Annotated in this window: 19 protein-coding genes and 1 riboswitch; of the genes, 11 read left to right on the top strand and 8 right to left on the bottom strand. The window is 73.5% G+C overall.

Features of this window, described 5'->3' with window-relative positions; genetic code table 11:
* The first annotated feature begins 43 nt into the window (after positions 1-43).
* From AVL61_RS07875 to AVL61_RS07860, 4 genes are all read left to right on the top strand, one after another.
* On the top strand, positions 44-322 hold the full coding sequence (locus tag AVL61_RS07875; RefSeq protein ID WP_058873810.1) for a DUF4235 domain-containing protein: 279 nt from the start codon (positions 44-46) through the stop codon (positions 320-322).
* Positions 323-547: 225 nt separating this feature from the next.
* Positions 548-667: riboswitch (TPP riboswitch) on the top strand.
* Between the two features lie 90 nt (positions 668-757).
* Positions 758-1,378, top strand: coding sequence for an ECF transporter S component (locus tag AVL61_RS07870; RefSeq protein ID WP_058873809.1), 621 nt, complete (start codon positions 758-760; stop codon positions 1,376-1,378).
* The gene (locus tag AVL61_RS07865; RefSeq protein ID WP_231738326.1) at positions 1,375-3,399 is read left to right on the top strand and encodes an ABC transporter ATP-binding protein; all 2,025 of its coding nucleotides are present in this window, start codon (positions 1,375-1,377) and stop codon (positions 3,397-3,399) included. The genes AVL61_RS07870 and AVL61_RS07865 overlap by 4 nt, the downstream gene beginning before the upstream one ends.
* A complete protein-coding gene (locus AVL61_RS07860; protein ID WP_058873808.1) occupies positions 3,396-4,193 on the top strand; it encodes an energy-coupling factor transporter transmembrane component T family protein in 798 nt (265 codons plus the stop codon). The genes AVL61_RS07865 and AVL61_RS07860 overlap by 4 nt, the downstream gene beginning before the upstream one ends.
* An 8-nt stretch (positions 4,194-4,201) precedes the next feature.
* Here the strand turns inward: AVL61_RS07860 and AVL61_RS07855 are convergent, their stop codons facing one another.
* The 4 genes from AVL61_RS07855 to AVL61_RS07840 form a co-directional block, all read right to left on the bottom strand.
* Complete coding sequence (locus AVL61_RS07855) at positions 4,202-5,083, bottom strand: aminotransferase class IV (RefSeq protein WP_058873807.1); 882 nt, start codon at positions 5,081-5,083, stop codon at positions 4,202-4,204.
* 28 nt (positions 5,084-5,111) lie between these two features.
* A complete protein-coding gene (locus tag AVL61_RS07850; protein ID WP_058873806.1) occupies positions 5,112-5,705 on the bottom strand; it encodes a uridine kinase family protein in 594 nt (197 codons plus the stop codon).
* The gene (locus AVL61_RS07845; protein ID WP_058873805.1) at positions 5,702-6,229 is read right to left on the bottom strand and encodes a low molecular weight protein-tyrosine-phosphatase; all 528 of its coding nucleotides are present in this window, start codon (positions 6,227-6,229) and stop codon (positions 5,702-5,704) included. Before AVL61_RS07845 ends, AVL61_RS07850 begins: the two co-directional genes overlap by 4 nt.
* A gap of 85 nt (positions 6,230-6,314) precedes the next feature.
* Complete coding sequence (locus AVL61_RS07840) at positions 6,315-8,297, bottom strand: BCCT family transporter (RefSeq protein WP_231738325.1); 1,983 nt, start codon at positions 8,295-8,297, stop codon at positions 6,315-6,317.
* Positions 8,298-8,624: 327 nt separating this feature from the next.
* On the opposite strand from AVL61_RS07840, the gene dnaK reads away from it, so the two are divergent.
* The 4 genes from dnaK (at position 8,625) to AVL61_RS07820 (ending at position 12,763) form a co-directional block, all read left to right on the top strand.
* A complete protein-coding gene (dnaK, locus tag AVL61_RS07835; protein ID WP_058873803.1) occupies positions 8,625-10,481 on the top strand; it encodes a molecular chaperone DnaK in 1,857 nt (618 codons plus the stop codon).
* A 2-nt stretch (positions 10,482-10,483) separates the two neighbouring features.
* Positions 10,484-11,140, top strand: coding sequence for a nucleotide exchange factor GrpE (locus tag AVL61_RS07830; protein ID WP_058873802.1), 657 nt, complete (start codon positions 10,484-10,486; stop codon positions 11,138-11,140).
* A 164-nt stretch (positions 11,141-11,304) separates the two neighbouring features.
* Positions 11,305-12,321, top strand: a complete 1,017-nt coding sequence (locus AVL61_RS07825; RefSeq protein ID WP_058873801.1) for a DnaJ C-terminal domain-containing protein — start codon at positions 11,305-11,307, stop codon at positions 12,319-12,321.
* A 1-nt stretch (position 12,322) separates the two neighbouring features.
* On the top strand, positions 12,323-12,763 hold the full coding sequence (locus tag AVL61_RS07820; RefSeq protein ID WP_058873800.1) for a heat shock protein transcriptional repressor HspR: 441 nt from the start codon (positions 12,323-12,325) through the stop codon (positions 12,761-12,763).
* Positions 12,764-12,820: 57 nt separating this feature from the next.
* Here AVL61_RS07820 and AVL61_RS07815 read toward each other — a convergent pair whose 3' ends face one another.
* From AVL61_RS07815 to AVL61_RS07805, 3 genes are read right to left on the bottom strand one after another with little or no spacing between them, the layout of a single operon-like run.
* A complete protein-coding gene (locus tag AVL61_RS07815) occupies positions 12,821-13,315 on the bottom strand; it encodes a GNAT family N-acetyltransferase (RefSeq protein ID WP_058873799.1) in 495 nt (164 codons plus the stop codon).
* Positions 13,312-14,103, bottom strand: a complete 792-nt coding sequence (gene trmB, locus AVL61_RS07810; protein WP_058873798.1) for a tRNA (guanosine(46)-N7)-methyltransferase TrmB — start codon at positions 14,101-14,103, stop codon at positions 13,312-13,314. Before trmB ends, AVL61_RS07815 begins: the two co-directional genes overlap by 4 nt.
* Positions 14,075-14,872 carry an LOG family protein gene (locus AVL61_RS07805; protein WP_231738322.1) on the bottom strand — a complete coding sequence of 266 codons (798 nt, stop codon included), beginning with the start codon at positions 14,870-14,872 and terminating at the stop codon, positions 14,075-14,077. Before AVL61_RS07805 ends, trmB begins: the two co-directional genes overlap by 29 nt.
* A gap of 94 nt (positions 14,873-14,966) precedes the next feature.
* Here AVL61_RS07805 and AVL61_RS07800 point away from each other — a divergent pair, with 94 nt between their 5' ends.
* The 3 genes from AVL61_RS07800 (at position 14,967) to AVL61_RS07790 (ending at position 18,818) form a co-directional block, all read left to right on the top strand.
* Entirely contained in the window at positions 14,967-16,229 is a 1,263-nt protein-coding gene (locus tag AVL61_RS07800; protein ID WP_231738320.1) for a multidrug effflux MFS transporter, read from the top strand.
* 155 nt (positions 16,230-16,384) lie between these two features.
* Entirely contained in the window at positions 16,385-17,830 is a 1,446-nt protein-coding gene (locus AVL61_RS07795) for an alanine/glycine:cation symporter family protein (RefSeq protein WP_058873796.1), read from the top strand.
* Positions 17,831-17,942: 112 nt separating this feature from the next.
* Positions 17,943-18,818, top strand: coding sequence for a D-hexose-6-phosphate mutarotase (locus AVL61_RS07790; RefSeq protein ID WP_058873795.1), 876 nt, complete (start codon positions 17,943-17,945; stop codon positions 18,816-18,818).
* A 16-nt stretch (positions 18,819-18,834) separates the two neighbouring features.
* Here the strand turns inward: AVL61_RS07790 and AVL61_RS07785 are convergent, their stop codons facing one another.
* A complete protein-coding gene (locus AVL61_RS07785) occupies positions 18,835-20,550 on the bottom strand; it encodes an HNH endonuclease signature motif containing protein (RefSeq protein ID WP_157571340.1) in 1,716 nt (571 codons plus the stop codon).
* Positions 20,551-20,603 lie beyond the last annotated feature (53 nt).

Below are 20,603 nucleotides of genomic sequence, written 5' to 3'. Positions count from 1 at the left end.
CAGGGCGCACTCGCGTCCCCCGGACGACAAGGAGCAGCACTCCATGAACGACAAGGTCATCGAACTCCTCGGCACCGGCGCCTCGCTGGGCGGCGTGGTCCTCTCGCACAAGGTGCTCGGCTCGGTCTGGACGCGCGTCACGGGCAACCCGCCGCCGGCCAAGAACCCGGACCCCAGCGAGACCTGGACGGCCATCATCATCTGGTCCGTCATCACCGGCCTCGTCGGCACCATCATCAAGGTCGCCGTGCACCGGCAGGTCGCGAAGATGGAGAACAAGTCCCAGGAGAACCCCAAGGCCTCGAGCCAGGCCGAGGTCTGAGCGCAGGGCGCACCTCGTGAGGGGCCCGTCCGGTCGCACACCGCTGCGGTGCGCGACCGGACGGGCCCCTTCGTCGTGCTGACCCCTTCGTCGTGCGGCCCCCGCACAGCGGGGGCATCCGGAACCAGCACGGCGGCGTGCGGAAGGGGCGCCGCAGCGTCGCGGCGGGATGCTGGTGCCTGCGGACGTGCACGGGCGGCCGGGCGGCGGGGTAGACTCGATGGCACTGAACGACAGGGGAGCGCCCCGCCCGGGACACCGGCGTGGCGCTGAGAGTGCGGATCGCCGCAGACCCTCGAACCTGCTCCGGTTAGCACCGGCGAAGGGAGTCGAGCATCTCAGGGGTGTTCCCCGGGAGCGCGCCACCGGCGCGGCCCGGAGGAATCCCGTCCCCTCCTGGCACCGACGGCTCGCTGAGCCCAGGAGGAACCCACCGTGAACACCACCACCCACCGCCCCGCCCGCCGCCCCGGCACGTCCGGCGCCTCGTCCTGGCGCGTCGTCGACATCGTCGTGGCCGCCGTCCTCGCCGCCGTGTGTGCGGTCGTCTTCTGGGCGTGGTCGAACCTGCTCTACCCCGTGGTCGGCACGGCCGCGGTCGCCTACCCGCCCGCCGTGGGCCTGATCGCCGGCGGCTGGCTCGTGGCCGGCGTGCTCGGCGGACTGATCATCCGCAAGCCCGGTGCCGCGCTGTTCTGCGAGCTGCTCGCCGCCGTGATCGAGAGCTTCCTGGGAACCCACTTCGGCCTGCTCGTGGTCCTCTCCGGCCTCGTCCAGGGCGTCGGCGCCGAGCTGGCCTTCGCCGCCTTCCGGTACCGCCGCTTCGACGCCCTCGCGGCGGCCGTCGCAGGCGCCGTGAGCGGGATCTTCCTGGGCGTGCACGAGAACATCCTCTACAACTACGAGTGGGCGCTCGGCCACCAGATGGTCTACGTGCTCCTGACGGCCGTCTCCGGGGCGGTGCTCGCCGGCCTCCTCATGCACGCCGTGGTGCGGGCGCTCGCGGGCACCGGCGTCCTGCAGGGCCTCGCCTCCGGGCGGGCCGTGCGGCGATGACGGCGCCCACGGCCCAGCGCCGTGCGGTGCCCGCCGCCCGCGGCGCGCGCGTCGAGGCCCGCGGCTTCGGCTGGCACCACCCCGGGCGGGACACGGCGGCGCTGCGCGGCCTCGACCTCGTGGTGGAGCCTGGGGAGCGGGTGCTCCTGCTGGGACCCAGCGGGGCGGGCAAGTCCACCCTCCTGCACGCCCTGGCCGGGGTCCTCCACGACGACGACGGGCAGTCCGGGTCCGGCGAGCTGCTGCTCGACGGCATGCCGCCGCATCAGGCTCGGGGCCGCGCCGGACTCGTGCAGCAGGACCCCGAGTCCCAGGTGGTGCTGTCCCGGATCGGTGACGACACCGCCTTCGGCCTCGAGAACCTCGCGGTGCCCCGGGAACAGATCTGGCCGCGGGTGCGGGCGGCGCTCGACGACGTGGGCCTCGACCTCCCGCTCGGGCACTCCACCGCGGCCCTGTCGGGCGGGCAAAAGCAGCGCCTCGCGCTCGCCGGCGCCGTGGCCATGAGCCCCGGGCTGCTGCTGCTCGACGAGCCGACCGCCAATCTGGATCCTGCCGGCGTGCGGCAGGTCCGCGACGCCGTGGTGGCCTGCCTGGACCGCAGCGGTGCCACGCTCGTGGTCGTGGAGCACCGCGTGGCCGTGTGGGCCGAGGTCGTGGACCGTGTCCTGGTGCTCGGCCACGACGGGGGCATCGCCCACGACGGGTCCCCGGAGCAGGTGCTCGGCGCGGCGGCCGACGAGCTCAGCCGGGCGGGGGTGTGGGTCCCCGGCCGGGTGCCGGCCACGCGCTCGCCGGCGCGCCGGTCCGAGCAGGAGCGTCCGGAACGGGAGCGTGCCGGGCTGTCCTGTCCTGAGCAGGAGCGTGCCGGGCCCGAGCGCCCTGGACGGGAGGGTGCCGGGCAGTCCTGTCCTGAGCAGGAGCATCCCGAGCGGGAGCGTGCCGGTCAGGAGCGTCCCGCGCAGGACGGTCGGCTGCTGAGCGCCACCGGTCTGTGCGTCTCCCGCAGCCAGCCCTCGGCACGCCAGCTGCGCGCCCGCCGCCGGGCGCGGCGGCGCGGACGCACCCCGGACGACGCCGCCGTGGGACGGGACCTGCCCACGGCGGTCGAGGACGTCCGCCTGAGCCTGCACCGTGGCCGCGCGCTGGCCCTCACCGGGCCCAACGGCGCCGGGAAGTCCACGCTGGCGCTGACGCTCGCGGGCTTGCTGGCCCCCGTGCGCGGCACTGTCACCGCGCACCCGCGCCTCGACCGCGGGGCGGGTCCGGATCCTCTCGACTGGAGCGGCCGAGAGCTCGTGGCCCGGATCGGAACCGTCTTCCAGGAGCCCGAGCACCAGTTCCTGCGCGCCACGGTGCGCGCCGAGCTCGAGCACGGCCCCCGGCTGGCGGGCACCCCGGCGGCCGAGCGGCAGCGGCGCACGGACGAGCTGCTCCGCCGGCTGCGGCTCGCCCACCTGGCCGACGCCAACCCGTTCACCCTCTCCGGCGGAGAGAAGCGGCGGCTGTCGGTGGCCACGGTGCTCGCCACGGACCCGGACGTGCTGGTCCTCGACGAACCCACGTTCGGCCAGGACGCCCTGACGTGGGCAGAGCTCGTGGACCTGCTCGTGGAGCTGCTCGACGCCGGCACCTCGGTCCTGGCCGTGACGCACGACGAGGACTTCGTGCGGGCCCTCGGCGCCGAGGTGCTCGAGCTCGGGACGCCCGGACCCCGCACTCCCGTGAGCCGTGTCCTCGAGGCCCGCACTCCGGAGCAGCCCGGTCCGGAGCAGCCCGCCCCGGAGCCGCGCGTCCCCGGTTCCCGCACGGCAGAGTCCGGTGTCCTCGGGATCTCCGCACCGAAGCCGCACGTGCCGGGGCCTCGCACCTCCGGATCCGGTGTCCTCGAGGCCCGCACTCCGGAGCAGCCCGCCCCTGAGCCGCACGTCCCCGGTCCCCGCAGCCCGCAGGATGGCCGTCCGGGGCCGCCCCACCGTCCGCCGCCCCGGTCCCGGCCGGCGGGGGAGCCGGTCCGATGAGCGCTCCCGCGATCGCGCCGTCGTCCCGGACCTCCCTGCTGGGACGGACGAACGCGGTGGTCAAACTGGCCGGGGCGCTGCTGCTGACCGTGGTGCTCGTGCTCAGCGCGGACCCCGTGACGTCGGGGACCGTGCTGCTGGGCGAGCTGCTCCTCCTGGCGCTGGCGGGGCAGCACCCGCTCGCGCTGCTGCGCCGGGCGTGGCCCGTGGTCGTGGCGGCCCTCGTGAGCGGGTGGGGCACGGCGCTGCTCGCCGAGGACTCCGGACCGGTGCTCCTGGATCTGGGCGTCACCGGGATCTCGGCCGGCGCGCTGGCCGCAGGCGCGGCGATCGCCCTCCGCGGGCTGGCACTGGCACTGCCCGGGCTGATCCTGGTGCTCACCACGGACCCCACGGACCTCGCCGACGGCCTCGCGCAGACACTCCGCCTCCCGGCCCGCTTCGTGCTGGCGTCCCTGGCCGCGCTGCGGCTGGTGGGCGTGATGGCCTCCGAGTGGGCCACCCTCGCGATGGCCCGGCGGGCGCGCGGCGCGGGGGCCGGGCACGGACCGGTGGGCGCACTGCGGGAGTTCGGCGGTCAGGCGTTCACGCTGCTTGTGCAGTCCCTGCGCCGGGCCACCCGGCTGTCGGTCACCATGGAGGCGCGCGGCTTCGGCGCGGGACCGCGCACGTGGGCCCGCGTCCCGGAGCACTCCTGGCGGGACGCCGTGGTCCTCACGGGCTGCGCGGCGGCCGCCGCGGCGGGCCCCGCGGTGTCGGTCCTGCTCGGGACGCACCGGTTCATCTGGGCCTGAGCGAAGGATCAGGCCTGCGAGACCCAGCTCGTGACGAGCCAGGTCAGGTCCGGGTCCACCGGCAGCGGCTGGTGGTCGAGCCGGCGCACCGGCACCGCGAGCCGCACGCTGGAGACCAGCCACACGGCGTCGGCCTCCATGAGGTCCGCCGGGTACAGCGGGCCGTAGCCGAGCTCCCAGCCGTCCCGGCGGGCGGCGGCGAAGATCTTGGCCTGCGTGGTGCCCGGCAGGATCCCGTGCGAGGGCTCCGGCGTCAGCAGGGTGCGGCGGTCGCCGCGCACACGGGCGCAGACCACGGAGGACGTCGCGCCCTCCAGGACCCTGCGGCCCTCCGTGGTGAAGACCGCCTCGTCCGCCCCGAGGGAGCGGGCGTGGCGCAGGGCGGCCATGTTGATCGCGTAGGAGAGCGTCTTGGCCCCCGGCAGCAGCCACGGGTACCCGGCGTCCAGGGCGGGGTCGTGGCCGCGCGGCAGCAGCACCGCGGTCACGCCCTCACGCCGCTGCCGGAACGTGGTCCCGGGCACGGGGCTCACCACGACCCAGGACCACGGGCCGTCCTCCGGCGTGCCGCGGCTGATCACGACCTTGACGCTGTGCTCGGCGCCCAGGCCGCCGTCCCCGCCGGGGGCCGCGTGGGCCAGCGCCAGCTCCACCGCCCCGCGGGTGTCCCGTGCGGACGGCACGGGCAGCTGGGCCAGCCGCGCGGAGGCCGACAGTCGCTGGTGGTGGGCCTCGAACTTCTGCACGACGCCGTCGACGGCGCGCATGGTCTCGAAGACGCCGTCCCCGCGGGTCAGGCCCTGGTCGTCGATCCGCACGAGCGGGACGGAGGGATCGGCGAGGGCGCCCCCGGGGTGGGCGGCGTCGAGGACGACGACGGTGCTGGTCACGGATCCTCCTGTGGGTGCGTCCGGGGTCTCAGCAGACCGGGCCGGGGTGCAGGATGTCCACCTGTTCCCAGACGTGGTCCTCCGCCAGGTAGGCGTCCTCCTGGGCGGCCCAGCGGTCCCAGTGCTCGGCGTAGTACGAGCCGTCACGGCTCAGCGCACGGTCGTAGCGCAGCGCGGTGGGCAGCTCGACCCACACGGAGACGTCCAGCAGCTGCCGGGCCTCGGCGCTGCAGGCGCCGACGCCCTCCAGGACCACGACCTCCGCCACCCGGGTCAGCCGCGGGGTGCCCGGGGAGTCGGTGACCCAGTCCCACGCGCTCCACTCCGCGTCCCGGCCCTGGTCCAGGGGGGTGAGGACCTCGTCCACGTAGGTCCGCCGGCCGGGCCCGAGGCCGTCCCAGCCCGGATAGAGGTCCTCGAGGTGGAAGAGCGTCACGTCCCGCACCGGGCGCAGCACTTCGACGAGCTGTTCTGCGAGGCTGGTCTTGCCGGCGCCCGAGCGCCCGTCGATGCCGATGAGGTACGGGCGGCGGGTGGGGGAGGGGAGCAGCCGCGCCAGGTTGGTGCCGGCGGGGTTGGCCGCGGCGAGCGACGGATTCAGCTCGAGCTCGATGTCGATCACGCGCGGCCGGCGTCCTGCGCGGAGCCCCGGCCGGCGCCGAGCTCCCGGGCGACGGCGCGGACGACGCCCGGCACGGCGGCGGCGATCATGCCGTAGGTGGTCTCGAAGTCCTCCGGGCCCCCGTACCAGGGGTCGTAGATCCCCAGCTCCTCGGGCTCGAGGGCCTCGGCGTCGGGGTCGAACTCGCGCAGCAGGCGCACCTTGGCCGCGGCGGCCTCGTCCGGTGCGAGCTCCCGCAGGCGCCGCCAGTGCACGACGTCGAGGGCGAGCACGAGGTCGCGGTCGTCGAAGCGGACGGGGTCGAAGACCCGGGCCTCGTGCCGGGAGGCGTCGAGTCCCTCGCGGCGCATGAGCTCGCCGGCGCGGGGATCCACGGGGTTGCCCAGCTCCTCGTCGCTGACGCCCGCCGAGTCGATCCGCACGCGCTCGGCCAGTCCTGCGGCCTCGAAGGCGCGGCGCAGGGCGAGCTCCGCCATGGGCGAGCGGCAGATGTTGCCCGTGCACACGGCCACGATCGAATACATAGCGGGCAGTCTAAGCCGTCCGGTCCCGGCACGAGAAGTGCGGCCGCCGCCCGGAGGCTGCGGCCGCACGTCTCGTGCCGTGAGGTCAGGTCCGGTCGCGGTCCTGCCGGAGGGGAAGATCCTCGTCCGGGTCCAGGTGCGAGCGGTCCGGGTCCTGGCGCGAACCGTCCGGGTTCAGGACCGATCCGTCGGGGGCCGAGCGCGATCCGGTCTCCGCGGCGAGGTCGATCTCCCGGCCGTGCTCGTCGACGCGCCGGTACCAGTCGGTCACGGCCGGGTCGTGCGAGTCGAACGTCTCGCCCGCGGCGCGGGCGCCCGGGGCGTGCTCCACCTGGAGGGCGAAGTCGTCGCCGTGCTCCTCGATGCCGTGGATCACGGCCTTGCGCACGGCCGTGAGGGCGAACGCGTGCCGGATCGTGGCCGGGTCGCTGCGCAGGTCCTTGTAGAAGGAGACCATCAGGAGGGCGACGATGACCGCGAACGGCAGGGCCGAGACGGTGACCAGGTTCTGCATGCCGGTCAGGGCGTCGTCGCCGCCCACGAGCATCATGACCGTCGCGATGCCGCCGAGGCACAGGCCCCAGAACACCACGATGAAGCGGCTGGGCTCGGGCCGCCCGCGCTGGGACAGGGTGCCCATGACGATGGACGCGGAGTCCGCGCTGGTCACGAAGAAGATGCCGATGATGACCATGGCGAGCACCGACGTGATTGCGCCGAAGGGCAGGGCGTCGAGCATCCCGAACAGCACGGCCTCCTGCCCGCCGGCGGCCGCGAGGTCGGTCCCTGTGCGCTGCAGGTACATGGCGGTGCCGCCGATGACCACGAACCAGAGCACGCACATCGAGGAGGGCACGATGAGCACCACGGTCACGAACTGGCGCAGCGTGCGGCCGCGGGAGATCTTGGCGATGAACATCCCGACGAACGGGGACCAGGACAGCCACCACGCCCAGTAGAAGACGGTCCAGCCGCCGGCGAAGGCGGTCGAGTCCTCGCCCCAGCCGCCGGTCTGCCCGGTCATCCACAGGTACTCCTGCAGGTACGTGCTGAACACGGCGGGAACGAGGTCCAGGATCAGGACGGTGGGCCCGGCCACGAACACGAACAGGGCCAGCAGGAAGGCCAGCAGCAGGTTCGTGTTGGAGAGGTAGCGGATGCCGCGGGCCACGCCGGAGACGGCGGAGACCACGAAGGCGGCCGTGAGCACGGCGATGACGGCGATGAGGCCCCCGTTGCCGAGCGGGCCCCAGCCGGCCACGATCTCGAGGCCCCGGGAGATCTGCAGTGCGCCGATCCCCAGGGAGGCGGCGGTGCCGAAGAGGGTCGCGAAGATGGCGAACACGTCGATGAGCCGGCCCAGGCCGCCCTCGGCGCGCTGCTGGCCGATCAGCGGCACGAAGATCCGGCTGATCAGCGGGGGGCGCCCGCGGCGGTAGGCGCCGTAGGCGACGGCGGAGCCGACCACGGCGTACATGGCCCAGGGGTTGAGGCCCCAGTGGAAGGCCGTCTGGACGAGGGCGTAGACGGTCATCTCCTCGGAACCGGGCTCCGCCCCGAAGCCGGGGACGCCCGCGCCGAAGTGGCTCATGGGCTCGGAGGCGCCGTAGAACATCAGGCCGATGCCCATGCCGGCGGCGAAGAGCATGGCGAGCCACGAGAAGAAGGAGTACTCGGGCTTCTCGTCGTCCATGCCCAGCGGGATGCGGCCGGTGCGGCTGAAGCCGACGACGAGCATGAACAGCACGGCGGCCGTGGACAGCGCGGTGAAGAACCAGCCGGCGTTGCCGGTGACCCATCCCAGGGCCGCGGTGGAGGCGGCGGTCAGGGACTCGGTGGAGAGCACGCCCCACGCGATGAACCCCACGATCAGCGCGGCGGTGACGAGGAAGACCACCTTGTCCGTGCCGTAGTGCAGCTTCTGGTCCTCCACGGCGATGCCGGGGACGAGGGCGGGGTGGATGCCGTGGGGGTAGTTGATCTCCCGCAGCACCTCGCGCGGCTTCGGCCGGTGGGAGGACCCGTTCGGGTTCGGTGGTTGCGGCGAATGGGGTGGTGTGGTGCTCACGGAGGCTCCTGCGGTGTCGGGGGCGTGCGGTGTCGTGTCGAAGTGCGTGCGTGGGCGTGCGGGGCGGACCCGGTGATCTCGATGGGCGCCCGGCGGTCCGGGCGCAACAGTCCAGTCTACCGGAGAGCTCCCACGGCAGCAGAGCGGTGAGCGCGTTCTCACACCCGGCACCGCAGATAGGTTGAGTCGATAGGACTCAACTTGGCTTGACATCGGCGGCTCACGTGGCAGACTTGAGCCAGGAAAACTCAAGACCTGAGACCTCCGGGACCCAACGGGGCCACCACGGCCCGCCCGGTTCAGCTCGACCCGAAGGAGAACACGTCCATGTCTCGTGCAGTAGGAATCGACCTCGGCACCACCAACTCCGTGGTGTCCGTGCTGGAGGGCGGCGAGCCCACCGTCATCGCCAACGCCGAGGGCAACCGGACCACGCCGTCCGTCGTCGCCTTCTCGAAGGACGGAGAGACCCTGGTCGGCGACATCGCCAAGCGCCAGGCCGTCACCAACGTGGACCGCACCATCGCCTCGGTGAAGCGCCACATGGGCACCGGGTGGTCCACGGACATCGACGACAAGAAGTACACGGCGCAGGAGATCTCTGCGCGCATCCTCATGAAGCTCAAGACCGACGCCGAGTCCTACCTGGGCGACAAGGTCACCGACGCCGTGATCACCGTCCCGGCGTACTTCAACGACGCCGAGCGCCAGGCCACCAAGGAGGCCGGTGAGATCGCCGGCATGAACGTGCTGCGCATCGTCAACGAGCCCACCGCCGCGGCGCTCGCCTACGGCCTGGAGAAGGGCAAGGAGGACGAGCTCATCCTCGTCTTCGACCTCGGCGGCGGCACCTTCGACGTCTCCCTGCTGGAGGTCGGCAAGGACGAGGACGACTTCTCCACCATCCAGGTCCGCGCGACCGCCGGCGACAACCGGCTGGGCGGCGACGACTGGGACCAGCGCGTGGTCGACTGGCTGCTGGCGCAGGTGAAGTCGAAGACCGGTGCGGACCTGTCCAAGGACAAGATCGCCCTGCAGCGCCTGAAGGAGACCGCGGAGCAGGCCAAGAAGGAGCTGTCCTCCGCGACCAGCACCAACATCTCCCTGCAGTACCTGTCCGTGACCCCCGAGGGTCCCGTGCACCTGGACGAGCGCCTCACTCGCGCCAAGTTCGAGGAGCTCACCCGGGACCTGCTCGAGCGCACCGAGAAGCCGTTCAAGGACGTCATCACCGAGGCCGGCATCTCCGTGTCCGACATCGACCACGTGGTGCTGGTGGGCGGCTCGACCCGCATGCCCGCCGTCGCGGAGACCGTCCAGCGCCTGGCCGGCAAGGAGCCCAACAAGGGCGTGAACCCGGACGAGGTCGTCGCCGTCGGCGCCGCCATCCAGGCCGGCGTGCTCAAGGGCGACCGCAAGGACGTGCTGCTGATCGACGTGACCCCGCTGTCGCTGGGCATCGAGACCAAGGGCGGCGTGATGACCAAGCTCATCGAGCGCAACACGGCCATCCCCACCAAGCGGTCCGAGACCTTCACCACCGCCGAGGACAACCAGCCGTCCGTGTCCATCCAGGTCTTCCAGGGCGAGCGCCAGTTCACCCGGGACAACAAGAACCTGGGCACCTTCGAGCTGACCGGCATCGCCCCCGCCCCGCGCGGGATGCCGCAGATCGAGGTGACCTTCGACATCGACGCCAACGGCATCGTGCACGTCTCCGCGAAGGACAAGGGCACCGGCACCGAGCAGTCGATGACCATCACGGGCGGGTCCTCCCTCTCCAAGGAGGACATCGACCGCATGGTCAAGGACGCCGAGGCCAACGCCGAGGCGGACCGGGTGCGCCGTGAGGCGGCCGACCTGCGCAATAACGCGGAGCAGCAGGCCTACTCCGTCGACAAGCTCCTGAAGGACAACGACGAGAAGCTGCCCGCGGACGTCAAGTCCGAGGTGCAGGCGGACGTCGACGCCCTGAAGCAGGCGCTCGAGGGCGAGGACGACGACGCCGTGAAGTCGGCCTACGACAAGCTGCAGCAGTCCCAGACCAAGCTCGGCGAGGCCCTCTACGCGCAGTCGCAGGCCGAGGGTGCCGAGGGCGCCCCGGGTGCGGGCGCGGCCGGTGCCACCGGTGACGAGGACATCGTCGACGCCGAGGTCGTCGACGACGAGGACGAGAAGAAGTGAGCATGCCCGACCCCACGCCAGGACCTGACGAGAACGCGGCGGAGAACGGCCCCGGGAACGTCCCCGGGGACCCCGCAGCGCAGCCCGAGGAGCACCGCGCGCAGGATCCCGGGACCCGCCCCCAGGAGGAGGCCGGGCCCGAGGGCCTGACGGTGGACGACATCCTCTCGACGCCCCAGTCGACCGACGCCGAGTCCGGGGACGCCGCGGCGCCGGGCGCCGCAGGGGAGGACTCCCCGTCGGCCGCCCTCGCCGAGGAGCGGCTCGAGGAGCTGCGCCGGCTGCAGGCCGAGTTCGTGAACTACAAGCACCGCACGGCGCGCGAGAAGGAGCAGCTGCGGACCTTCGTCACGGGCGACCTCCTGCAGACGCTGCTGCCGGTGTTCGACGACATCGACGCGGCCCGGCAGGCGGGGGACCTCACCGACGGCCCGTTCGCGGCGATCGCGAACAAGCTCGAGGAGACGCTCGTGCGGCAGGGGCTCGTGCGGATCGGGGAGGTCGGGGAGAAGTTCGACCCGAACGTCCACGAGGCGGTGCTGCAGCAGCCCACGAGCGAGGTCGAGCCCGACCAGGTCTCGATGGTGCTGCGCTCCGGCTTCCGGATCGGTGAGCGCGTGGTGCGGCCCGCCCAGGTCGCCGTCGCGGTCGCCGAGTGAGGCCGGTCCCGGCCTGATCCGAGCGACGGCAGGGGAGGCCCGCCCCGCGGGCCTCCCCTGACCCGTCCACCCGTCCCCGGCGCCGCGGCACCGGGGACCACCCCAGCACCACCACCGGGCCCTGCTCGACAGGACCCCGACCGGCCCCACAGAAAGGAGGCGTCATGGCCAGCCAGGACTGGATCGACAAGGACTTCTACAGCATTCTCGGCGTCTCCAAGGACGCGTCCGCAGCCGACGTCAAGAAGGCCTACCGCAAGCTCGCCCGCGAGTACCACCCGGACCAGAACCCGGGCGACGCGGAGGCCGAGCAGCGGTTCAAGGACATCACGGAGGCGAACTCCGTGCTCTCCGACCCCGAGGAGCGCAAGCAGTACGACGCGATCCGCGCGATGGGCTCCGGCGCGCGCTTCACCGCGGGCGGCGCCGGCGGCGCGGGCGGCTCGGCGAACTTCGAGGACCTCTTCGGTGACATCTTCGGCGGAGGCGGCGGAGGGCGCCGCCGGCGCACGACCTACTCCACCGGCGGCGCGGGGGGCCCGGGCGGGTTCGAGGACCTGTTCGCGCAGTTCGGCGGTCAGACCGGCTACGGCGCGCCCGGCGGCTACGGCGGGTACCAGGCCCCGCCGGCGCGCGGGGAGGACATCCGGACGGAGACGACCATCCCGTTCCGCTCCTCCGTGCACGGCACCACGATCAAGCTGCGCCGCGGCAACGGCCAGGAGACCACGGTGCGGATCCCCGCCGGCGTGCGGGACGGGCAGAAGCTCAAGCTCGCCGGCAAGGGCCACTCCGGGCCCGGCGGGGCCGGGGACCTCTACGTCACCGTCCACGTGACGCCGCACCCGTTCTTCCGGCGGGTCGAGGGCACGGACGACGTCGAGGTCACCGTGCCGATCTCGTTCCCCGAGGCGGCTCTGGGCGCCACGATCGAGGTGCCCGTGCTGGACGGCGGCACCGTGCGGCTGAAGGTGCCGGCGGGCACGTCCTCGGGCCGGCGCTTCCGCGTCAAGGGGCGCGGGTTCAGCACGGCCAAGGGCTCGGGCAACCTGATCGTGACGGTCGAGGTGCACGTGCCGGCCGAGCTCGACGAGCAGGCGCAGGAGGCCGTCCGGGCGTTCGCCGAGGCGACCGCGGCCCAGGACCCCCGGGCCGGCCTGGCCGTGAAGGCGCGGGTGTGAGATGGCACTGGACGCAGACCAGCCGCTGTTCGTGATCTCCGTGGCCGCGGAGATCGCGGAGATGCACCCGCAGACGCTGCGCCAGTACGACCGGCTCGGCCTCGTCAGGCCGTCCCGCGCCCCGGGCCGGGCCCGGCGCTACTCCCAGCGTGACATCGAGAAGCTGCAGCAGATCCAGGTGCTGTCCCAGGAGGGCGTGTCCCTCGAGGGCATCCGGCGCATCCTCCAGCTGGAGAACCAGGTCGCGGCCCTGCGCGCGAGGGTGGCGGAGCTGTCCCAGGAGCTCGAGGACGCCCGGGAGCGGGCCGAGGAGTCCTCGCGGATCTTCGCTGCCGGTGTCGGCGGGGACGTGGTGCGCATGGCCCGCGGCGCCCGTCCCCGCGCCCGCAAGATCTCGCAGGCCGTGGTGCTGTACCGGCCCCCGCGCCAGCAGGAGCGCTGACCGGCCGGTTACCGCGCCGGCCGGATCCCGGAACGGCCGGACCCGGACCGGTGCGCGTCAGCGCAGGTGCTTCTCGAAGCCCACGTCGTACACGCCACCCGGATAGACCTGCGCGGTCCCGGGCAGCAGGACGTAGCCGCTGCGGCGGTAGAGGGCGAACGCCTCGGGCTGGCGGCTGCCGGTGGTGAGGTAGATGCGCCGATACCCCGCCGCGGCGGCGAGCCGCTCGAGCTCGCCCAGGACCCGCCGGGAGATCCCGCGCCGGCGGTGCGCCGGAGCGGTCCACACCCGCTTGAGCTCGGCGGTGGCGTCGTCGTGCCGGCGGAACGCGCCCCCGCCCACTGTCACGCCGTCCTCGAGGAGGAGCAGGAGCGCCCCGGTGGGGGCGGTGAAGTCGTCCACCGGGTGGTGCGCCATCTCCTCCGCCCCGATCTCGGGGCCGTAGCGCACCACGTACTCGAGGTGCAGTCCCTCGAGCAGCGGCCGCGTGCGGGGATCACCCGGGCGCACCACGACGAAGCCGTCCCGCTCCGGGCCGGAGGCTGCGCTCACTCCGTCCGGCGGTAGACGAGGTCGCGCGGGACTCGGCCCGCCTCCCGCGCCTTGCGCTCGAAGCTCGTGAGGATCCGGCCTTCCCAGCGGGGGGCCCAGCCCGTGTCCGGGTGCTCGTCGTCGGCGATCGGGCCCGGGTGGACGTTCTCGAAGTGCGGGGACGCGTCGAGGACCTCGCGCATCACCAGCGCGTACTCCTGCCAGTCCGTGGCGAGCCGCCACAGCCCGCCCGGCGCGAGCACCCGGGCGGCGAGCTCGGCGAACGCGGGGGAGACCAGGCGCCGCTTGTGGTGGCGGGTCTTGTGCCAGGGGTCCGGGAAGAACACCCACAGCTCGTCGACCGAGGCCGGGGCGAGCAGGTGCTCCAGGACCTCGGGCGCGTTGGCCTGCACCACGCGAACGTTGTCCACGCCGGCCTGGCCCGCCTTGAGCAGCAGGTCCGCGATCCCGGGCTTGTACACCTCGACGGCGAGGAAGTTCCGCGCGGGATCCTGGGCGGCGGCGTGCACGACGGCCTCGCCGAGCCCCGAGCCGACCTCCACGACCAGCGGCGCCTCGCGTCCGAAGGCCGCGGTCGCGTCGAACTCGTGGTCGGGGTGCACGGAGGTGTCCGTGCGCACGCGCGGGACGTCGATCACCCGGGTGGGCGCCCAGTCGTCCCAGGCCTTCTGGCGGCGGGCGGTGAGGCGGTCGCCGCGGCGCACGAAGGAGTACGGCCGGCGGTGGAACTCCTCGGGAACGGGGCCCTGCACGGGGCCCTCAGCGGGGGAAGGGGTCTGCTCGCTCATCGCCCACCATCCTAGGCGCAGGGCGGGTGGTCGCGGACCCGTCGGTGGCTGGCCTGGTGGTCGCGGACCCGTCGGGCGTGGACCCACTGGGTGCCGGCTCGTCAGGCGTGGACCCGCCGGGCGCCGGCCGGCCGGCTGCAGTCCCGCCGGGTGCAGGCCCACCATGTGCAGTCCCGGTGGGCACCGGCCCGCCGCCCACGGCGGGCGGCTCGGACCAGCGGCGGGGCGGCGCCTCCCACGCCGCGAACCGCGCCAGCAGCTCGTCCGCGTCCTGGGCGACCACGGCCGCGTCCCGGTACTCGGGGTGCACGAGGCCGGCCGCGGACATCGAGGCCACCGCGTCCAGCAGGGGTCGCCAGTAGCCGGCCACGTCGAGGAAGCCGACCGGCTTCGCGTGCACCCCCAGCTGCAGCCACGTCCAGGCCTCGAAGATCTCCTCGAGGGTGCCCAGGCCGCCGGGCAGGGCCACGAACCCGTCCGCGAGAGCGGCCATCTCGGCCTTGCGCTCGTGCATCGTCCCGACGATGCGCAGCTCGGTCAGCCCCGGGTGGGCGGTCTCGTCGTCGACCAGGGACTGCGGCATGACCCCGACCACCTCGCCCCCGGCGGCCAGGGCGGCGTCGGCGACGACGCCCATCAGCCCCACGTGGCCGCCGCCGTAGACGACGCCCACGCCGCGGCGGGCGAGAGCGGTGGCGAAGGCCCGGGCGGCCTCGGGGAACAGGGGGTCGGAGCCGAGGGAGGCCCCGGTGTACACGGCGAGTCTCATGAGGACATTGTCGCCGCTCGTGGCCGCCGTCAGCTCCCCGCGCGGGGCGTCGATAGCATGAGTCCCGCCCAGCACCCGTGCCGAAGGACCCGCCGTGAGCTCACCGCCGCCCGACCACCCCGTGCGCTCCCGCTTGCGCCTCTCCGGCGGCAGGGACCGGGTGGTGCTGGTGGCGGCGCTGGGGATCCTCAGCGCGGTGAGCCCGATGGCCACGGACATGTACCTGGCCTCGATGCCGGCCATGGCGGAGCACTTCGGGGCGTCGGCCTCCGCGGTGCAGCTGACGCTGACCACCTACATGGTCGGCATGGCCGTGGGGCAGTTCCTGCTCGGCCCGGTGTCCGACGTGCTCGGGCGGCACCGGCTCATGGTGGCCGGCAACGCGCTGTTCCTGCTCAGCTCCGTCGCCGTGGTCCTGGCCCCGAGCATCGGGGTGGTGCTGGTCCTGCGGGCGGTCCAGGGCCTCGCCGGGGCGGCGGGCGTGGTGATCGCCCGCGCCGTGGTCTCGGACATCGCCACGGGGCGCGGGGCCGCCAAGCTGTTCTCGATCCTCGCGACCATCACCTCGCTGGCCCCGGTGGTGGCCCCGCTGCTGGGCGGGGTGATCGCCACGGTGGCCCCGTGGCAGACCGTGTTCTGGGTGCTCGCGGCGTTCGGGCTGCTGATGCTGGCGTGCTCCGTGCTCGTGGTCCCCGAGACCCTGCCCCCGCACCGGCGGCACCGCGGCGGGGTCGGCGCGGTCGTGACCGGGTCCTGGCGCGTGCTGCGCACCCCGTCCTTCATGGCCTACGCCCTGGCCTTCGGCCTCGCGTTCGCTGCCCTGTTCTCCTACATCTCCGCGTCCTCCTTCGTGGTGCAGAACGTGCTCGGCTACTCGGCCCTTGGCTACTCCGTGGTCTTCGCCGTCAACGCGGGGGGCTCGATCCTGGGCGCGGTCGTCAACACCCGCCTCGTCGACCGGGTCGAGCCCGGCACCATCCTGCGCACCGCGATCGTGGTCATGGCCACCGTCAACGTGGTGGGACTGGGGCTGATCCTCGCCGGGATCACCGGATGGACCACTCTGGCGCACCTCTTCGTGAGCCAGACCTGCATCGGCTTCGTCATGGGCAACGCCGTGGCTCTCGCCCAGAGCCGGGTGCCGGGCCGGGCCGGTGCCGGGTCGGCCGTGCTCGGGCTGGTCCAGTTCCTCCTGGGCGGGCTCGTGAGCCCGCTGACCGGTCTGGCCGGGCAGCACACCGCCGTGCCCATGGCCGTGTCCATGGCGGTGTGCTCGCTGCTCGCCACCGGGACCGTGCTGCTCGCGCGCCGGCTCTCGCGGCAGCCCCGGGAGGACCCCGGTCTTCCCGGGCCGTAACAGCGCAGAAACGGGCCGGGACGAGACTGTGGCCGGTCCACCGGTCAATGGCGGGCGGACCTCCGGACCTGTGATTAGATGCCTTCGGCCGAGACGGAGGTCACAGCCTCGTCACGGTCTCTTCCCTGACCCACCCGACACCCACGGGAGAACACATGCTCCAAACCATCGAGACCGCCCTCGGCGAGCTGGGCGGCATCATCTGGGGGCCCTACGTCCTCATCCCCCTGCTGCTGCTCACCGGCCTGTACCTGACCGTCCGGCTGGGCGGGCTGCAGTTCCGCAAGCTGGGCTCCGCGCTGCGGCTCGCACTGTTCGAGCGCAAGGACGCCGAGGCCCAGGGCGGCGACGTCTCCCAGTTCCAGGCACTGACCACGGCGCTCGCCGCGACGGTCGGCACCGGCAACATCGTGGGCGTGGCCACCGCGATCTCGATCGGTGGGCCGGGCGCCCTGTTCTGGATGTGGGTCACCGGCCTGCTCGGCATGGCCTCCAAGTACTCCGAGGCGTTCCTGGCGGTGCGGTTCCGCACCACGGACGCCAAGGGCGAGATCTCCGGCGGACCGCAGTACTACCTCGAGCGCGGCATCCGCAACGGGTTCGGGAAGTTCCTGGCGATCTTCTTCGCGATCGCCGCCGCACTGGCCGCGTTCGGCATCGGCAACATGACCCAGGGCAACGCGATCGCCTCGAACGTCGAGGGGTCCTTCGGGGTGCCGACGTGGATCACCGGCATCGTCCTCGCGGTGCTGACGCTCGCCGTGCTCGTCGGCGGCATCCGGGCGATCGGCCGGGTCACGGCGGCGCTCGTGCCGTTCATGATCCTCTTCTACGTCCTGGGCGCGCTGTTCATCCTGCTCGTCAACGTGGCGGCGCTGCCGCAGGCGATCGCCCTCATCTTCACCGACGCCTTCACGGGCACCGCGGCCGTCGGCGGGTTCGCGGGCTCGGCCATCATGCTCGCGGTGCAGATGGGCGTGGCCCGGGGACTGTTCTCCAACGAGTCGGGCATGGGCTCGGCGGCCATCGCGGCCGCGGCGGCCCAGACCACCCACCCGGTCCGGCAGGGGCTGGTCTCCATGACCCAGACCTTCATCGACACGATCATCGTGGTGAGCTTCACGGGCCTCGTCCTCATCACCACCGGCGTCTGGGAGCAGGGCGCCGACTTCGCCGCCACCATGACCGGCGACGCCTTCAGCCGGGGCCTGCCCGGTGAGTGGGGGCACGTCGTGGTGACGGTGGGGCTCGTGCTCTTCGCGTACTCGACGATCCTGGGCTGGGCGTACTACGGGGAGCGCTGCATGGAGCGCCTCTTCGGGCGCCCGGCGGTGATGCCCTACCGGGTGGTCTTCTCCCTCGTGGTGTTCGTGGGCGCCACCGTCCCGCTGGCCGTCGTGTGGAACTTCGCCGACGTGATGAACGGCCTGATGGCGTTGCCCAACCTCCTCGGGCTGCTGATCCTCTCCGGGCTGATCGTCCGGGAGACGAAGCACTACCTGGACCACGACCCCACGCTGCGGGCGGACCGCCGGACGATCGAGGGGTTCATGGAGGGCCGTCCCGGAGCCATCGACTCCTACGAGCGCACCGGCGTCTGACAGCCGAGCGCACCGGCGTCTGACAGCCGAGCGCACCGGCGTCTGACCGCCGTCGGCGCACGAGGGCCCGGCCTCCTGACGGGGGCCGGGCCCTCCGTCTAGCCTGAGGGGCATGAGCGAACTCCCAGATCCCCGCCCGTTCTCCTGCGCGGACGCCACCGGTGCCGTCTACGACCAGGGCGCGCACGTGACCGACTGGATCCCCACGGGCCACGCCCCGGTGCTGTGGCTGTCCCCCAGCACGGCGCTCGAGACGGGCAGGCCCGTGCGCGGTGGTGTCCCGATCTGCTTCCCGTGGTTCGCCGACGGGGCGGACGGCGGGCGCGAGCCCAAGCACGGTTTCGCCCGCACGCTCCCGTGGCACGTCGAGTCGCGCGAGTCCTCCGACCACGAGGCGATGGTCGTCTACCGGCTCTCGGACGCGGACGTCACCGACCCCGCGCACCGGGAGCAGTTCCCGTACCCGTTCGAGGCCTACTTCGTGGTGCGCTTCGGCACCGAGCTGTCCCTCGAGCTGAGCATCACGAACACCGGCGAGCAGCCGTTCGACTTCGAGGAGGCCCTGCACGCGTACCTGGTGGTGGGGGACGTGCGGAAGGTCCGCGTCGAGGGCCTGGACGGCGCCTCCTACCGTGACAAGGTCCTGGACCAGGAGGACTGCGTGCAGAAGGGGGACGTCCGGTTCGACGGCGAGACCGACCGGGTGTACCGCTCCAGCGACGACGTGGCCGTCGTGGACCCCGTGCTCGGACGGGTGCTCCGGATCCGCAAGAAGAACTCCGACACCACCGTGGTGTGGAACCCGGGGGCGGAGAAGGCGGCCGCGCTGCCCGACGTGGGGCCGGACGGCTGGACGGACTTCGTGTGCGTGGAGGGTGCCAACACCCACGCCGCCGCGGTGCACCTGGAACCGGAGGAGACCCACAGCATGGGCTACCGGGTCTCGGTGGAGACGACGGCTGAGGACCCGGGCCGGTCCCCCGCCTGACCGGACCGGCCGACGGTCAGAACGGGGGAGGGTCCGCGTCCTCGGGCGCGGCACGGCCCGGTGCGGCACGGTCCGGTACGACCCGGGGCGGTGCGGCACGGTCCGGTACAGCTTCATCGGGCACGGCCCCGAGCGGCACGGTCCGAGCGGGCACGGCCCAGTTCTGGACAGCGCCGTCCAGCACGTCCCAGACCGATGCCGTCCGGTCCGGTGGCATGCCGGCCGAGGGGTCCGGCTCCGTCCGGTGGGTCAGCCCTGCCGGTGACGTCCACTCGAGCGCTCCTCCGAAGGGGGCCGGGCCGAGCTGCCGCACCGACCAGCGTCCGAGAGCACCCCGGCGGTGCTTGACGAGATGGTGGTGGCGGCACAGGTGGGCCAGGTTGTCCGCGGCGGTGCGACCACCGTCCTGCCACGCCACCGTGTGGTCGAGATCGCAGCGCTCGACCCGCCGGCGACATCCGGGGAAACGGCAGGTTCCGTCCCGGAGCCGCAGCCGGCGCCGCAGATCGGCGGGCACGGCGTAGGTGCTGCGGTCGTGGTCGAGGACGGCGCCGGTGACGGGATGCGTCAGGACGCGCTGCCACGACGGGGCGCCGGCGGCCAGCTCCCGGGCGGCCTCCGCGCTGATCGGACCGTGACCGACGAGCACCGGGGCGTCCGCGGGCACCCCGCCCGCCGGGCCGCCGGGACGGCACTCCAGCAGCGTGAGCACCGGGACCGTCACGCAGACCTGCCCCCGCACCCCCTGCGGGAACGCCGGGTCGTCGGGGACCTCCCCGGCGAGCAGGAGGTCGGCGAGGACGTCGGCCCGCAGCTGCGCCTCGGTCCGGACGGCCACGGGGCGGCCGTCCGGCCCGGGATCGGGCCGCGCGCTGAGGTCCGCGGCTCCTGCCGGATCCCCGTGAACGGGCGCGTCCGTCCCATCACCGGGGCACGCGCGGGCGGCCGCCTCCGCGGGCGCGAGGAGCGCCACGAGCGCGTCGAGCCGGTCCTGCACCGCGAGCGCGGTGGGCGCGTCCAGCAGGGCGTGCACCCACGCCATGCCGTCCTCGCCGTGCTCGACCCACACGCGGCGTCCGGCGCGGGCCGCCCGGTGCCTGGCCTCCTGCGTCTCGGCCAGCAGCGCGGCGCGCCGCCGCCGGGCCCACGCGCGCAGCTGCGCCACCGTGCAGTGCGGCGCCCGCTCCGTCAGTTCCGCGGCGAGCTGCTGCGCGACGTCGTGCGGGGCCTCCTGGTCCGCCGGGGCGTCCTCGACGAGCTCGCGCCACTGATCGGCGATCACCGAGGCGTGCCGGGCGCTGAAGCGGCCCGCCTCCAGGGCCTCGAGGGTCTCCGGCAGGTGCAGGCCGAGGACCAGGGCCTCGCGGACGCGCTCCAGGGCCGTGCCGGCGGGCAGGTGCAGCGCCGGGCCGATCTCGTCGGCGAGGTCGCGCACCAGCTGCTCGTCCGTCTCCAGCAGGGAGCACACGAGCTCGTCGGCCTCGTACGGCATCAGCCCGGCGGTGGAGACCCAGTCGATCTCGCGGTCCTCCCAGGCCAGCAGCCACAGTCGGTGGATGCAGCGCAGCTGGCGTCCGGCCTCCTGCGCCTGCGCGGCCGCCGAGTCCACGAGCTCCCCGACGACCGCCCGCACCTCTGCCCGGACACCGGGGTCCAGGACCCGCTCCCCGGCGGGAGCGGCTCGGTGCGGACCCGGAGCCGGACGGGCCCGGCGGTGCGCCGTCGTCGTCATGGGTCCCATTCTCCCCGGTGGCCCGGACGTCCTAAGGGGAGCGGGCGCCCCTC

It is taken from the genome of Kocuria rosea subsp. polaris (assembly GCF_001483755.1).
GTDB classification, from domain to species: Bacteria; Actinomycetota; Actinomycetes; order Actinomycetales; family Micrococcaceae; genus Kocuria; species Kocuria cellulosilytica.
The sequence above is the reverse complement of the archived record's forward strand: the minus strand, read 5'-3'. Positions and strand labels throughout refer to the sequence as shown.